At 62.9% G+C, this 17,134-nt stretch carries 4 protein-coding genes; all 4 read left to right on the forward strand.

The window, feature by feature from the left end; translation table 11 throughout:
• The first annotated feature begins 162 nt into the window (after nucleotides 1-162).
• The 4 genes from gspE to H043_RS0121915 all read left to right on the forward strand — a co-directional run bounded on the left by gspE (nucleotide 163) and on the right by H043_RS0121915 (nucleotide 17,071).
• Nucleotides 163-1,569, forward strand: coding sequence for a type II secretion system ATPase GspE (gspE, locus tag H043_RS0121900; protein WP_027613650.1), 1,407 nt, complete (start codon nucleotides 163-165; stop codon nucleotides 1,567-1,569).
• Nucleotides 1,569-2,780, forward strand: coding sequence for a type II secretion system inner membrane protein GspF (gspF, locus tag H043_RS0121905; RefSeq protein ID WP_027613651.1), 1,212 nt, complete (start codon nucleotides 1,569-1,571; stop codon nucleotides 2,778-2,780). Before gspE ends, gspF begins: the two co-directional genes overlap by 1 nt.
• A gap of 489 nt (nucleotides 2,781-3,269) precedes the next feature.
• The gene (locus H043_RS0121910) at nucleotides 3,270-4,379 is read left to right on the forward strand and encodes a substrate-binding domain-containing protein (protein ID WP_027613652.1); all 1,110 of its coding nucleotides are present in this window, start codon (nucleotides 3,270-3,272) and stop codon (nucleotides 4,377-4,379) included.
• Between the two features lie 191 nt (nucleotides 4,380-4,570).
• Nucleotides 4,571-17,071, forward strand: coding sequence for a filamentous hemagglutinin family protein (locus tag H043_RS0121915; RefSeq protein ID WP_027613653.1), 12,501 nt, complete (start codon nucleotides 4,571-4,573; stop codon nucleotides 17,069-17,071).
• Nucleotides 17,072-17,134 lie beyond the last annotated feature (63 nt).

Here is a 17,134-nt window from a genome sequence, read left to right on the forward strand (position 1 = left end):
GGGATTTATCCCCGATGGGCAGCGAAGCGGCCCCAAAACCTATGCACGCGGTCAGTCAGATGTATTCGGATATCAGGTTTCGGGGCTGCTGCGCAGCCCATCGGGGATAAATCCCCTCACCACAAAAACATGTTCTGACCCGAGAGTTGGGGAGGTTATGAGATGAGTTCACTGCCCTACGCCTGGGCCAAGGCCCAGCGCATTCTGTTGTGCGACGGCGTGCTGACCGTGTGCCCGTCGACGCCCGGCTGGTCGATCAGCGAGGTGCGGCGCCAGTTCGGTGAAACCTCGCTCAAGCGTGTGCGCGACGACGAACTCGACGGCCTGCTCGCCACGGCCTACGCCGACACCGGCAGCGCCGCCGCTGTGGTTGGCGCAGCAGAAAACGAAGTCGACCTCGACCGCCTGATGCAGGACATGCCGGAAATCACCGACCTGCTCGACACCCAGGACGGTGCGCCGGTAATCCGCATGATCAACGCCTTGCTCACCCAGGCCGCGCGCGATGAGGCCAGCGACATTCACATCGAACCGTTCGAAACCCATTCGGTGGTGCGCTACCGGGTCGATGGCACGCTGCGCGACGTGGTTTCGCCGCGCAAGGCGCTGCACGGTGCGCTGGTGTCGCGGATCAAGATCATGGCCCAGCTCGACATCGCCGAAAAACGCCTGCCGCAGGACGGTCGCATCGCGCTGCGTGTGGCCGGGCGACCGATCGATATTCGTGTTTCAACGGTGCCCACCGGCCATGGCGAACGCGTGGTGATGCGCTTGCTCGACAAGCAGGCCGGGCGCCTGCATCTGGAAACGTTGGGCATGGATGCAAACGTTCTGGCCAAACTCGATCACCTGATCCGCCAGCCCCACGGCATCGTGCTGGTCACCGGCCCCACCGGCAGCGGCAAGACCACCAGCCTCTATGCCGCGCTGGCGCGATTGGATGCCAGCACCAGCAACATCCTCACCGTCGAAGACCCGGTGGAATACGACCTGCCGGGGATCAGCCAGATTCAGGTCAACGCCAAGATCGACATGACCTTTGCCTTGGCATTGCGAGCGATTCTGCGGCAAGACCCGGACATCATCATGATCGGCGAAATCCGCGATCTGGAAACCGCTCAAATCGCAGTGCAGGCGTCGCTCACCGGGCACCTGGTGCTGGCGACGCTGCACACCAACGACGCGGTGTCGGCGGTCAACCGCTTGATCGACATGGGTGTCGAGCCGTTTCTGCTCGCTTCGTCGATGCTCGGCGTTCTGGCCCAGCGGCTGGTGCGGCGCCTTTGCAAAGAGTGCAAACAGGAAGATTCAGCAGCGCCGGGCACCTGGCGCCCGGTGGGCTGCGCCGCCTGCAATCACACCGGCTACAGCGGTCGCACCGGCATTCACGAATTGTTCTGCATCGACGACGACATCCGCACCCTGATTCACCAGGGGGCAGGCGAGCAGGCCTTGCGTGCGGCAGCGGCGAAGGCCGGGATGTTCAGCCTGCGCGAGGACGGCGAGCGCTGGATTCGCAGCGGTGCCACCGCCCCTGAAGAAATCCTCCGTGTGACCCGGGACGCCTGATGAATCGCTATCGTTTTGAAGCCGCCGACGCCACTGGCAAGATCGAGTCCGGGCACCTGGAGGCGGACAGCCAGGGCGCGGCGTTCGGCGTGTTGCGCAGCCGTGGTTTGACCGCGTTGTCGGTGCACAAGGAAAGCAACGTCGCCCAGCATGGCGGCGGTGGCTTGTTCAGTGCGCGTATGTCGGACAACGATCTGGCCTGGGCCACCCGCCAACTGGCGAGCCTGCTCGGTGCCAGCCTGCCGTTGGAAGCGGCGCTCAGCGCGACGGTGGAGCAGGCCGAGAAAAAACACATCGCCCACACCCTCAGTGCGGTGCGCGCCGATGTGCGCAGCGGCATGCGTCTGGCCGAGTCGCTGGCGGCGCGACCACGGGATTTTCCGGAGATCTACCGCGCGTTGATCGCTGCGGGCGAGGAGTCCGGCGATCTGGCGCAGGTGATGGAGCGGCTGGCGGATTACATCGAGGAGCGCAACAACCTGCGCGGCAAGATCCTCACCGCGTTTATCTACCCCGGTGTGGTCGGGCTGGTGTCGATCGGCATTGTGATTTTCCTGCTCAGTTACGTGGTGCCGCAGGTGGTCAGTGCGTTTTCCCAGGCGCGGCAGGACTTGCCGGGGCTGACCTTGGCGATGCTCACCGCCAGTGATTTCATTCGGGCGTGGGGCTGGTTGTGTGCGGCGATCATGGCAGGGGCGTTCTGGAGCTGGCGCCTGTATCTGCGCAATCCGGCGGCACGTTTGAGTTGGCATCATCGGGTGCTGAAATTGCCGCTGATCGGACGGTTCGTGTTGGGCCTGAACACCGCACGTTTCGCCTCGACCCTGGCGATTCTCGGCGGTGCCGGGGTGCCGTTGTTGCGCGCGTTGGAGGCGGCGCGGCAGACGCTATCGAATGATCGCCTGAGTCTGAGTGTCAGCGATGCGACAGCCAAGGTTCGCGAAGGGGTGAATCTGGCGGCGGCGTTGCGGGTGGAGAACGTGTTTCCGCCGGTGCTGATTCACCTGATCGCCAGCGGCGAGAAAACCGGCGCACTGCCACCGATGCTCGAACGTGCGGCGCAGACCCTGTCCCGCGATATCGAACGGCGGGCGATGGGCATGACCGCGTTGCTCGAACCGCTGATGATTGTGGTGATGGGCGGGGTGGTGCTGGTGATTGTAATGGCAGTGTTGTTGCCGATCATTGAGATCAACCAGTTGGTGCAGTAGCTGCGATTGATGTTGTCTGCCCGGGCCCCATCGCTGGCAAGCCAGCTCCCACAGGGGGCAGTGTTGTTAATGCGATCTGTGTCACAACATCAAAACCTGTGGGAGCTGGCTTGCCAGCGATAGGGCCATGCAGAACAACAAATAATTCAGACTTTTTTCCAATACTTCAGCATCACCCGACCCTCAAAAGCACCATCCTCGGGTTCTCCTTTCTGTCATCTGCAACCACCCCGCAACGGCTGCAGCCAGTTTCAGCCAAACCCACGATCCAGACCCCTCGCCATCCCCCGCAAACACCCGAGAAAATCGTCGGAAAATCAGCGCGCAGCTCCCGAGGTTTTTTCCTTTATCTGTCACCGCAAGATGCGAATTTCTCAGTGCGACTTAACCACGGACCCCGCTTGCGAAGGTCAGCGGTGAGTCTTCCCAGTGTCATGCAAGACCCCTGAAAACCTGTGTTCACAACCATCGTTGAAAAGGAGATTCTTCATGTTCAAGCGCACTCTGATCGCCGCTTCCCTGACCGTCGCCGCCCTGGCTTCCGCTCAAGCCATGGCCGTTACCGGTGGTGGCGCCACTCTGCCAGCCGCTCTGTACAAAGGTTCGGCCGACAGCATCCTGCCAGCCAACTTCAGCTACGCCGCCGTGGGCAGCGGTGCCGGCAAGACCGCTTTCCTGACCAACAACCCGGCCGGTTTCAGCACCACCGGCACCGTGCATTTCGCCGGTAGCGACTCGATCCTCAACGCTTCGGAACTCAGCACCTACAAGAACACTTACAACGCTTCGTACGGCCCGTTGATTCAACTGCCGTCGGTGGCCACTTCGGTTGCCATCCCGTACAAAAAAGCCGGCCAGACCGCGCTGAACCTGACCAGCGCTCAGCTGTGCGAAGTGTTCTCGGGCCAGAAAACCACCTGGGGTGCTCTGCTGGGTACTTCCGACGCGACCACGATCCGCGTTGTTTATCGCAACGTTTCCAGCGGCACTTCGGAAATCCTGACTCGTCACCTGAACTCGGTCTGCCCGACTCAGTTTGCGACCAACTCCACCTTCACCAGCGCTCGTATCGGCGGCATCGCTCTGCCTTCGAACTGGGTCGGCGTCGCCAACACTTCCGAAGTTGCCACTGCCGTGAACGCGGTTGACGGTTCCATCGGTTATGTAGGTCCGGACGGCGTCGATGCCACCAGCAACGCTGTTGTTGCTCGCATTAACGGTGTTCAGCCGACTGCGCTCAACGTGACGCTGGCGCTGTCGTCGGTCAATCCTCCGGCGAATGCTATCGATGCTGCCGATCCGTCCAAGTGGTCGCCAGTGGTGGCTAACCCGGCTTCGGGCTACAAACTGGCTGCCTACACCAACTTCATCTTCGGTCAGTGCTACAAGGATGCAACCGTGGCTGCGGCCGTCAAAGCCTTCCTGACTCAGCACTACAGCAACCCGGGCAACAACACTGCGACTCAGGCCCACAAGTTCGTCGCCGTGCCTAACGCCTGGAAAACCGCTGTAACCGCCAACTTCATCACCAACACCTCGGGCAACAACCTGGACATCAACAACGCCAGCGTCTGCAACGCTATCGGTCGTCCTTTGTAAGCTCGCGCGGTCGTAACGCCGATGACGGCAACCTTCGGGTTGCCGTCATTTTTTTTGGCTCGGATACACGCCGAACATGAAGTTTGTGTGACATCCGTTCGGTCGCGCCTCTCGCCAACGGCCTATGTCGTAACAGCAGGTTTTTGCGCACCTGCGGCCATATGTGGCAATCAAAAAAGGATCTCGTAGTGATGCTCGCTCGCCCATCCCGTCGTCGTACCAACGCTCTGTCATCCAAACGTGAAGTCATGGAGCCGGCGCTGTGGCTGCTCAAGCCATTGGCGCACGCGGTGGCGTTGTGTCTGGTGGCGGGTAGCGCGCAAGCGCAGACGGCGTTCAGTTCGAACTGGTTTGCCGCCAAGGGGGCAGCGCAGCAGGCCGCTGCTGCGCGTCCGAGCGTGGGGGGGCTGCCGGGGATGACACCGCCATTGGCCCAGCAGCAAAAAGCCAATGCGCAGTTGCAGCGCTCGATTCAGACTTTGAACAACACGGTTGCCGCGATTGCTGCGCAGCAGGCGGCGCAGGCGGCCGGGCGCGCTGCTGCGTTGGGCACGGTGCAGTTCGTGCCGGACGGTCTGGGCGAGGGTGGCTTGAAGGTCGACAACAGCCTGACTCAAGGCTGGCAGAACGCGAAGGGCCCGCAGCAGACCCAGGTCGATGGCAAAACCACAGTGACAATCGAGCAGACCGCCGACAAGGCGATCCTCAACTGGGAAACCTTCAACGTCGGTCGCAATACCACGGTCGATTTCGCCCAGCAGTCGAACTGGGCGGTGCTCAACCGGGTCAACGATCCGAATGCCCGGGCCAGCCAGATTCAAGGCCAGATCAAGGGCAACGGCACGGTGATGCTGATCAACCGCAACGGCATCGTGTTCAGCGGCAGCAGTCAGGTCAACGTGCGCAACCTGGTGGCCGCTGCCGCCAACATCACCGATATCCAGTTCCGTGATCGGGGTCTGTATTTCGACAGCACCGGCACCCAGCCGACGTTCACCGATGCCGCCGGCAAGGTGTTGGTGGAACGCGGTGCCTCCATCGACACCCACAAGCCGGCATCGTCTACCGCTGCCGGTGGTTATGCCTTGCTGCTCGGCAATGAAGTGCAGAACGACGGCAGCATCAACTCCGCCAAGGGCCAGACCGTGCTGGCGGCCGGCGACCGTTTCTACATCCGCAAAGGCTCGGGCACCGAAGGCAATGCGCTGTCCACCACCTTCGGCAACGAAGTCATCCCCGGTTTCAAGGCCGGTGCCGTGGCGGGCAATGTCACCAACAACGGCTTGATCCAGTCCGCCACCGGCGACATCACCCTGACCGGTCATGAGGTGGTGCAGAACGGTGTATTGCTCGCCAGCACGTCGGTGGCGACGCGGGGCACGATTCACCTGACCAACCCGAGCACCGACAGCAACGGCAGCGTCACGCTGGGGCAGGGCAGTGCGACGGCGATCATGCTCGACAGCAGCGACCTGACGGCCCTCGACAGCCAGCATCAGGCCGCGCTGACGGGCGTCACGGCGAATAACCGGATCCGTGGCGACCAGTCGCGTATCGAGATACAGAGCGGCGGCAGTGTCGAGTTCCAGAACGGCTCGATCACCCTGGCCACCGGCGGCCAGGTCGCGGTCAATGCACAACGCCGCAGCCTGGTGCGCGACGGCGCGATGATCGATGTATCCGGTGCCCTCGGCGTCAAAGTGACAATGGAAAACAACAGCATCAAGATCAACGTGCAAGGCAACGAGCAGCGCGATGCCTCGGTCAACCGCGAGAAAGGCGCGCTCAACAGCAATGACATCTGGGTCGATGTGCGCGATCTGGTGTATGTACCGGCCGGCACCAACGGCTACGCCACGGATCGCTGGTACACCGCCGGTGGCTTGCTGGAAGTCGGCGGTTACCTCGGCACGCAAGGGCACAGCGTCGGCGAGTGGATGGCCCAGGGCGGCACGGTGAGTTTTGCCGGCAACGACGTGGTGACTGAAAAGGGTTCGCTGATCAACCTGTCCGGCGGCACCCTGGATGTGCAGAGCGGCGAGATCCGCCAGAGCTGGCTGCGTGGCGCCGACGGCAAGTTGTATGAAGTGTCGCGTGCGCCGGGGGACCTGCTCTACACCGGCCTGTACAAAGGCTATGAAGACAGCAGCCAACGCTGGGGCCAGACCAGTTATTACTACAGCCCGCTGATTGCCCCGCGCTCGCGTTTCGAGTCGGGTTACACCGTGGGCCGCGATGCCGGGCAACTGGTGATTTCCACGGCCAACGCCGTACTCGACGGGCAAATGATCGGCGAGGTGTATCAGGGCGAGCGGCAGAATCAGGCGCCGAAACCGGTGCTCGATGGCTATGAGCAGAGCCAGACCGCACTGGCCCGGCGTGCGCAGTTGATCGTCGGCAGTTACGACCCGACCTTCGTCGCGGCGTCGAATGGCCTGCTCTACACCCTCAATCCATTGCTCGATCAGGTGCAGATCGGCGGCACGCGTCCGGTCGCTGGCAACGATCCGGACTTGACCGGCGTGGTGTCCGATGCCCGCAAGGGCAAGCTGTATCTCGATAACGATCAGCTCAACGGATTCCGCCTCGGTGCACTCAAGGTTTCGGCCAAGGATCAGATCGCCGTTGACGGTGCGCTGACGGTCGATAACGGTGGCGACATCACCCTGTATTCCCCGGATGTGCAGATCGGCGCCGACCTGACCGCTCGCGGTGGCAGTCTGCGCCTGGGCAACGTACTCAATCAGTTCAATGGTGGCGCAAACACCGACACGCGCCTGGCGGCCAAGCCCGAAAAAACCACGCAAACCCGCATCGCCGAGGGCGTGCATCTCGACACCCGAGGGCTGTGGAGCAACCTGCGCACCAACCCGGACGATAACGCCAGCCTCGCGTATCTGAACGGTGGCCTGATATCGATCCGCAGCAGCGGTGATATCGACGTCGCTGCCGGCAGCCTGCTCGACGTTTCTTCCGGCGGCGCTGTGCTCGCTAACGGTAAGACCCGGGGTGGCAAGGGCGGTGATCTGACGCTGGAGTCCAGTGCCATTTCCGCGCCGGGCACATCGCATCTGAACCTCAATGGCGAACTGCGCGGTTACGGCGTCACGGGTGGCGGCACCTTGACGGTGCAGGCCAACAGGATTCTCGTCGGCCAGACGGATAAAGCCCTGGCAGACAATACCCTGCAACTGTCCACTGACCTGTTCGGCAAGGGGTTCTCCGCCTACAACCTGATCGGTCTCAACGGGCTCGACGTTGCCGAAGGCGCCGCGATTGATGTGACCCTGCCGGTGTACCGTTTCGGTGATGCGGCACCCAACCAGGTCAGTGGCGCCGATCCGCGAACGGCGCTGGAACTGTGGTCACCGACGCTGTTCCAGGAAAACCCGACCAAGGGCGTGCTGACCCAACGCGCCGGCGCCAGCCTGACCTTGCAAGGTGGCGCGACGCTGGTCGGGCTGATAGACGCAGCCAACAGCTCGCTGACCCTGGGCCGTGGCTCGCGCATCAGTGTCGACCCGGGGCAGAGCATCAAGCTGCGTGGTGCCGGGCAGATCACCGTCGATGGTGAACTGAATGCGTGGGGCGGCACGATCGATATTCGTCAGCAACAATTCGGCTCGATCCAGCCGGCCACTTCGATTCAAACGGCTGATCCGAGCGCACATGACCGCTCGATCTGGATCGGCGAGCAGGCCGTGCTGGATGTCGCCGGGCGTGCGAATACGGCGACCGACACCCTGGGCCGCACTTACGGGCAGGTCGGCAAGGGCGGCAGCCTCATCATCGGCGGCGAGATCGATGCGAAGCTGGCAACCGCCACGGCTGCCGATGCCTACGTGATTGTACGTCCGGGCGCGCGGCTGGATGCCTCGGGCACCGAGGCCGTTCTGGATATCGCCGGTCAAGGCCCGACTCGTATCGCAACGGACGGCGGGCGCATCAGTTTGAGTTCCTATAACGGTCTTTTCGTTGAAGGCAACTTGCGTGCGGCGGCGGGTGGCGTCGGGGCGGCCGGTGGTCGTCTGGAACTGGCGCTGGAGACGCCGTTGTATTCCGATTCAGCGAGCAACGCGGTGCGCTCGCCGAGGGAAATGATCATTGGTCAAGCGGCAGGGAACGGGCTGCTGCCCGCGAACCTGCAACCCGGCGAAGGCGCCGATGGCTTGCGTTACGGTCAAGCCCGTCTGAGTGCCGATGGCTTGATGACGGGCGGTTTCGACAATCTCAGCCTGCTGAGCAACGGTCTGTTGTCGTTTGACGGTGACGTCAATCTGCGCATGAATCAGAGCCTCAGTCTGTTCGCCGCAGCGCTGTCTCTCGCCGAGAATTCCAAAGGCACGGCACGGATCGACTTGAGTGCTCCGTACCTGCGCCTGTCGGGTGTGGGCACCTACTTTGCCGGCTTCAGCATGATGCGCCCACGACTGCTTCCTGGCCCGACGACCCGGTTGTCCGACGCGACGTTCAATGCCTCCGCGAACCTGTTGGACGTGGGCAATGGCCTGTCCTTCGGGACTCAGGGTTCGATCCTGCAACGGCAGGCGCCGGCCCTTGAATACAGCCGTCGGGCTTTCGGTCTGGTGAGCCTCGACAGCAGCGGCGACCTGCGCTTCCTCGCGCCGAATGATGGTGCGGAGAAAACCAGGCTGTGGACGCCGGGCGACTTGAACCTCGGTGCGGCGCAGATCTATCCCGCCACCGGCATTCAGGCTGAGGTGCGTGCCGGTTATCAGGGCGCCGTCCCGGTTTCCGAACACACCTTGCGGATCAGCGGCCACGGCGCGGCACCGACTGCGGTGCCGTACTCGGCATTCGGAAAGCTGATTTTTTCCGCCGCGTACATCGAACAGGGCGGTGTCTTGCGTGCACCGCTGGGCAAGATCGTATTGGGTGACGATTTGCTCAGCACCACTCACGAGGTTCGTCTTCTGCCGGGCAGTCTGACTTCGGTCAGCGGTGCCGGTCTGGTCATGCCGTACGGTGGCACCACGGACGGTATCGACTATCGCTATAACGGCAAATCCGTGGTGCTCAACGGCATCTCCGGCGAAACATCAGGCGTGTCGATCGGCACGCAGTTCGCCGATGTGCAAAGCGGTGCGGTCATCGACCTGTCCGGCGGTGGCGATCTGCGTGGCGCCGGTTTCGTGTCCGGTCGCGGGGGTTCCACCGATGCACGTTTCAACCCGCTGGTGCGCAATGCGACTGACGGCACCTTCAGCCTGCCGGGGCTGGCGACCAATCCGGTCTACGCCATCGTGCCCGGCAACCAGAGCAGCTATGCGCCGATGCTGGCCGAGGCCGGTGCAGTCGATCCGCGCATCGGCCAGCAGGTCACTATTGGCGCCGGTGTGCCGGGGTTGGCGGCGGGTACTTACACACTGTTGCCGTCAACGTTTGCCCTGATGCCTGGTGCGTTCCGGGTTGAGGTAAACGGTCAGGCAGCACCCGGCGTGACAACGGGGGCGTTGCCACTGCGCAATGGTTCATGGACCAGCAGCGGGCAGATGTCGATTGCCAATACCGGCCTGCGTGACAGCCTGGCCAGTCAGTTGATTCTCACGTCAGCCGATGTGTTGCGTCGTTACTCGCAGTACAACGAAACCGGTTTCTCTCAATTCATCCAGAGCGACGCCGCCCGGCGCGGTGTGCCGCGTGCGCTGGCACCCATGGACGGCAAGACACTGGATCTGCGCCTGGCCTCCGGCGGCAAGCAAGACATCGCTTTGCAGTTCAACGGGCGCACGCTGTTCGAGGCTGCCGAGGGCGGCATGGCCGGCACAGCGGTGGTACGTGGCGGCAACGCCGGGAGCAGCTTCGAGATACTGGGTGCGGGCCGTGCATCGACACCGGGTTTCAACGGTGTGTCGCTGTACGCCGACACGCTCAACAGCCTCAACGCGGGGCGGCTGACCATCGGTGCGATGCCGAATGTCTTGTACAACACGACCGCTAACATCATCGGCTTCCTGGGCGCGAGTGAAAGTATTGTCTTGCGTGAAGGGGCGATTCTGTCTGCGCCGCAGGTTTTGCTGCGTACCACGTCAACGCTTGGCGGCATCACGGTCGAGGCGGGAGGCGGGATCAATACGCTGGGGCGTGGCAACGTGGCCTACGACTCGCTGGCCGGTTACGTTTATGAGCCGAAAGGTTCCAGCCTGTTGGTCGTTTCCAACGGCTGGACCAATGTGCTGGCGCCGGAAGCGGCCAGCGGCATCAGCGGCGCGGGCAGCATCCGGATCGGCACTTGCGCAGCGAGTGCGTGCAACAATCCGGCCCTGCTGTATTCGAACGGCAGTATCACGGCCGCCACGGATAACCAGTTCGAACTCGGTGAAGCGGTGCGTTTCGGCACCCGTCATCTGGCATTGTCGGTCGGCTCGGTCAATGCCGGCAGCGCCGAGGCACTGGCGGCGGCGGGCAGCCGCGTGCCCGCCGGTCTCACGCTCAACCAGAACGTACTCGACCGCTTGCTGCGCGGTGATACGCAGTTTGCCGCGCCGGCCCTGGAAACCCTGAGCCTGACCACTCGCGACGCCTTCAATTTCTACGGCAGCGTGAGCCTCGACACAATCGATCCGCAGACCGGCCAAAGCAAACTGCAGAATCTGGTGCTGGTCACCCCGGCGATCTATGGTCTGGGCGATGCCAACGATGTGGCGAGTATCCGCACGGCCAACCTGATCTGGAACGGAGCGACGCAAAGCGCCGGCAGCGTCATTACCGGTGGCGCCGGTACGGGCAGCGGCACGCTGGACATTCAGGCCCAGCGGATCGAGCTGGGTTACGGCCCGATGCCTCAGGCCAGCGGGCTGGATCAGAACAATCGTCTGGCGCTGGGTTTTGCCAACGTCAACCTCAGCGCCAGCGAGCGCATCACCGCCAATCACAAGGGCAGCCTGGCGGTGTATCAGGAGCAGGGCGCGTACGATCCGCTCACGGGTTACCGCTACAGCGGCGGCAATCTGAATCTGCGTACGCCGTTGCTCACTGGCGAGGCGGCATCGGTCAGCCTGCTCAAGGCCGGCAACAGCCTGACGCTCAGCGGCGCCGGGGCTGCCGAGGTGGCCAATGCCTTGGGGGCGGAGTTGAACCTTGAAGCCCGCGATGTCGTGCTGGACAGCCGTATCGCCTTGGCCAGCGGCAAGCTGACCGTCAAGTCCGAGGGCGATTTGACGCTGGGCAATGGTGCGGTGCTGGACTTGGCCGGACGTACCTTGCCGTTCAACGATGTCAGCAAATACAGCTGGGGCGGCGATGTCTCGCTGTACAGCGCCAACGGCAATATCCGTCAGGCTGCGGGCTCGCGGATCGACCTGTCGGCGAAGAACAATCAGGCCGGTAACCTCAGCGTCGTCGCTCTGGCCGATGCGGCCGGGATGGTCGATCTGCAAGGCGAGATTGTCGGCGGCAGCAGCGGTTACTACGACGCCGGGGGCACGTTGGTGCCGTACAAAGCCGGTGGCGTGGACATTCGCGCGCAGCGCCTGGGAGGTGACGCCACCGAGCAATTCGCCGCGCTCAATCAGCGTCTGAACGCCGGGCAGGTGTACGGCAGCCGCAGCCTGCAACTCAAGCAAGGCAATCTGGTGATCGGCGACGGTCTCAAGGCTGGTGAGATCAATGTGTCGGTGGACAATGGCAGCCTGACGGCGACCGGTCTGATCGACGCCAGTGGCGAACGTGTCGGCAGCATTCGTCTGTCGGCGAAAAATGGCCTGACCCTGGCAGGCAACAGCGTGCTCGATGCCCATGGTCGCGTACTGCGGGTCGACAGCTACGGCGAGATCATCGATGCGCCGAACCGCGCCACGGTCGAACTGAGTTCCGGCGATGGTTTGCTCACGCTGGGCAGCGGCGCGCGCATCGACCTGCGCCACGGCACCGATGCCGTGCCCGGTTTCCTCGCCGGGCAACACGATGGAATGCTGCGCGGCACGCTGGAGCTGAACGCGCCACGCCTGGGCAGCAATGACATCGCCATCGACGCCAGCGGTGCGTTGACCATTCAGGGCGCACGCTCCATCGGCCTCAACGGTTTGCGCCGCTACACCGATGCCCGCGAGGGTGTCGATCCGGCGGTCAGTGGCCGAGCGTATCAAGTCATCGATCAGGCCATGCTCGAACGCATTCACGGCGACAGCAATGACTTTATCAACGCCGCACTGGGCAACAACGATCTGCTGCAACACAAGCTCGCCGGGCTGAACAACGCCACGTATGCCGATGCGTTCCACTTGCGACCTGGTGTGGAGATCGCCAGCAAGACGGCTGACGGTGATCTGGTGGTGGAGGGCGATCTGGATTTGTCCGGTTATCGCTACGCCAGTCTCAATCCGCACACGCAGTTGAACCCCTCCGTATATGGTTCCGGGGAAGCGGGCAGCCTGGTCATTCGTGCCGGTGGCAACCTCGACATTTACGGCAGCATCAACGACGGCTTCGCGCCGCCACCGGAAACCCAGGATGACGCCGGGTGGAAACTGATTGCCGGTGTACAGCCGTTCGGTGGCGATGTGATCGTGCCGGGCAGTGGGGTGACGCTGGCCGAAGGCACGCAGTTTCCGCTGGGGGCGACACTCAATTACGACGTGACGATTCAACCAGCGGTTCTGGCCAGTGGCACGTTGCTGCCGACTCAAGCTGTGCTGAACGAGGCGTATACCTTCAGCGCCGGCACGGTGCTGGCGGGGGCGATTCACGACAGCAACGGTCATCTGCTGTATGCCGCCGGTACGCTGCTCAGCGACAGCGTGACGTTGCCTGCCGACACACGCCTGGGGGCCGGCATTCGCTTGAACAAGGCCACCGCCCTGCACGCGATGAACTGGCCCAAGGGGGTGCCGTTGCCCAGCGTTTACGATGCAGATCTGACGACCTCCTCCGGGGTGAAATTAAAGGGCGAACTGGCCTTGCTGCGCGGTTCGCTGATTCCGTCGATGACCGATGTGAAGCTCGCAGAAGGCACTTCGCTGATCGAGTTGCGCCCGTTCAACGGCACACAACAAGGCAAGAACTGGGCGCTGGCCAGCATGCTGCCGTCGGGCAGTGCGTCGTGGTCGATGCGCGTGGTCGCCGGTGCAGATCTGGCTGCGGCCGACAGCCGTGCCGTGAAGCCTGTCACCACCGATGGCAATCTGCGGCTGGCGGACACTCATTACGGTGTCACGCTTACCCAGGCAACGGGGATACTCGTGTGGGCACCCGACAATCCGTATGACCTTCCGGGATATTACCCTGTGCCCGATGACCAATTGGAGATCTGTGCGCAGGTGGAAGGGCTCTGTGTGCCGATGGCACGTTGGGTCTGGGCGCCGGGCAATGGTCTGGGACCTGACTACGAACCCGTTCCCGAGGAGTATCAGATCCTTTGTGAAATCTATCCGGAGTTCTGCATCGGCAATAATCCCGGCACAACCGCCAAGGCCCACAGTCAGATGTTCAGTGTGCTGCGCACCGGTACAGGCGATCTCGATCTCATGGCTGCCGGCAACCTGAGCATGGATTCACCGTTCGGCGTTTATACCGCCGGCACTCAATCAGCGAACGTCGATCCGTTGTACAACCAGAAACGTGGGCATCTGTCGGACAGCAATTCGGTGTTGGGCAGCGCCGGTGCCGCTTATGAAAAATGGGTCGACGGCGGCAGCGACAGCCTCTATCAGGCCTGGTATCCGCAGATGGGCGGCAACCTGACAATCAATGCCGGTGGCTCGGTTTCCGGTGATTCGGTCGGGACGAAAGCTCAATCGACAGCGAGCGGGTTCCGCGAGCAGATGGCCAGTGTGGCAGTGGGCAACTGGCTGTGGCGTCAAGGCACGGGAAACCCGGATGTGCCCACGGCCTGGTGGATCAACTTCGGCAGTTATTCCACCCAAATGAACTCAGATCGGGTGATCAACACTGAACCCTACCTGGTGGGTTTCACCGGTTTCGGTACCTTGGGCGGTGGCAATATCAGCCTGCGGGCTGGTGGTGATGCCGGCATGCTCAAACCGGTAGGCGATGCCGTTAACTACCCGCGAGGTCAGGGGCTGATCGTCGCGGTAGGCAGCACCGGTCGAGTCGCCAGCGATGGCAGCGTGCAGATGACCGGTGGTGGTGACATGGACATTCGTATCGGCGGCACGCTCAACCCTTCGCTGCAAGCGCGAGCCGGAGAAACCGGCTTCGGCCAACCGAATCATGATCTGCAGGGCGCGCTGATCAACCTGCGCGGCGCGGCACACATGACGGGTGGAGCACTCGGCGGCATCAACCTGCAGTACGGCGCCGGCGCCGTGTTCAATGATCTTCGGGAAACCCGCGCACTTGATCCGTTTACCTCGACCACCGGTAGTGCTTCCGGAGGCGTGGTGCTGATTCCGGGTGACTCGGGCATGAGCCTGAGCAGCCGCGGTGATCTGGTGTTGGGCGGTGCCGCGGATCCTGGGCGAGTGAGTCTGATGAATGCCAGCCCGATCATGGCGGCCGACGCAAGCGTTGAGCAGGGCGGTATCCTCAGTGGCTTTTCATTGTGGACTGACCACACGGCAATCGATCTGTTCTCGGCTGGCGGGAACCTGACGCCGGGCACACAGATAGCAGAATTCAGTACATCCAACGGCCTGATCACGGGCCGCAATACCTCGCCTACCGACGGCCGATTTGTCTACCCATCGATTCTGCGCGCGGTGGCGGGCCAAGGGTCCGTTTATGCAGGGCCATCCGCGACATTCATTGGCGTAAACAACTACCCGCTGCAAGGTTACTCACTGCTTCTGGCGCCGTCGAAGTCGGGGCAGCTTGAACTGCTGGCAGGTGACTCTATCTACGCCGGTGGCTATGCGATCAACCAGTCGGGGGCCAGCCCGATGGCCGTGGCTACCCCGTTCAACCCGGCATTCAATGCTTACACCAACAGCAACGCCGGAAAACCGCTGCGCACCAACTACAGCGACGATGGCGTGGCGGCAGATGGCAACGTGCGATATCCGCTGTTTGCCTATGGTCCCAACAGCTACTCGGGATCGAACGACGTACAGGGGCCGGCGCGATTCTATGCGCTGACGGGGGACCTGGTGGGCATTCGCAGTGGCGAAACGTTGAGCTTTTCCACTTCCAGACGCACCTGGTACGAAGCGGCGGGGCCTGTGTGGATGATCGCCGGACGCGACATCGTTGCCTCTGGCACTGCCCTGGGGCAGCCTGCGGCCGTGCCGACAGTGGAAATGAGTAGCGGCAAGGAGGACATTTTTTCCACCGGCAACCTGTTCGTCCACAATGACCTGCGAGATGTATCGCGCGTCTCGGCGGGCCGCGACATTCTCTACAGCAGCTTCGATATCGCCGGACCTGGAACGCTGGATATCAATGCCGGGCGCAACATCCTGATGGAAAACCGCGCCAGCATCACCAGTCTCGGCTCGATAGTGGCCGGGGATTCGCGGCCTGGTGCCAGCGTGGTATTGCAGGCGGGCGCAGGCGCGCAGGGGCCGGATTACACAAAGTTCATCGCCCGTTACCTGAGTCCGCAGAACCTTGCTGACCCGAATGCCTCTCTCAACGGCCAGCCGGGCAAAGTGGTCCAGACCTACCTCGACGAGTTGCAGAGCTGGCTGACGCTCGGCTACGGCTTCAGCGGCAACGCAGAGCAGGCACAGGCGTTCTATGCCGCGCTGCCAAGTGCCGAGCAGGCGATCTTTGCGCGCCAGGTGTACTTCGCCGAACTGCGCGCCGGCGGCCTCGAATACAACGACGCTGACGGTCCGCGCAAAGGCAGTTATCTGCGCGGTCGCAACGCCATTGCCGCACTGTTCCCGAGCACCGATGTGGCGGGCAATCCGCTGCGTTACGACGGCGACATCACGCTCTACGGTGGTGCCGGGGTCAAGACGCTGTTCGGCGGCGATATCCAGATGCTCACGCCGGGCGGCGGTCAGGTGTTCGGCATCGAAGGCGCGGCGCCACCGTCCACCGCCGGGATCATCACCCAGGGTTCGGGCAACATTCAGCTCTACTCGCAGGGCAGCATTCTGCTGGGGCAGAGCCGGATCATGACCACCTTCGGCGGCTCGATCCTCGGCTGGTCGGCCGAGGGCGACATCAACGCCGGTCGCGGCTCGAAAACCACTGTGGTCTACACCCCGCCGAAACGGGTTTACGACACTTGGGGCAATGTAACCCTGTCGCCTTCGGTGCCGAGCACCGGTGCGGGTATCGCCACCCTTAACCCGATTGCCGAAGTGGCGCCGGGTGACATCGACCTGATCGCGCCGCTGGGCACCATCGATGCGGGCGAGGCGGGCATTCGCGTCTCGGGCAACGTCAACATCGCCGCGCTGACCGTGGTCAACGCCGCCAACATCGCCGTGCAAGGCAAAACCAGTGGCGTACCGGTGGTGGCCTCAGTGAACACCGGGGCGATCACCTCGGCCAGTTCGGCGGCATCTTCGGCAACCCAGGCCGCTGAGGACGTGGCGCGTCAGCAGCAAGCAGCGGCGCGGCAGAATCAGGCGTCGGTGTTCACCGTGCAGGTGCTGAGTTTCGGCAACGAACAACTGGCGCCGAGCCGTGATGGTGCCAGTCGTGCGCCGGCGACCGGCTACAACCCGAACAGCCCGGTGCAGGTGCTGGGAGCGGGGGCTCTGGATGAACAGGCGAAGCAGCAGCTGACTGAGGAGGAACGCGGGCAGCTGACGTTGTAAAGGACTCTCGTGTAGTACTTCGGGCGGCCGGTTGGTCGCCCTTTTTTTGTGTGGATGGGGGAA

The organism is Pseudomonas sp. URIL14HWK12:I6 (genome assembly GCF_000514195.1).
In the GTDB taxonomy this organism is placed as follows: Bacteria; Pseudomonadota; Gammaproteobacteria; order Pseudomonadales; family Pseudomonadaceae; genus Aquipseudomonas; species Aquipseudomonas putida_A.

Bases quoted from the DNA above. Each gene is read 5' to 3' on its own strand.
- gspE (WP_027613650.1), top strand. From the start codon at position 163: ATGAGTTCACTGCCCTACGCCTGGGCCAAGGCCCAGCGCATTCTGTTG.
- gspF (WP_027613651.1), top strand. From the start codon at position 1,569: ATGAATCGCTATCGTTTTGAAGCCGCCGACGCCACTGGCAAGATCGAG.
- H043_RS0121910 (WP_027613652.1), top strand. From the start codon at position 3,270: ATGTTCAAGCGCACTCTGATCGCCGCTTCCCTGACCGTCGCCGCCCTG.
- H043_RS0121915 (WP_027613653.1), top strand. From the start codon at position 4,571: ATGCTCGCTCGCCCATCCCGTCGTCGTACCAACGCTCTGTCATCCAAA.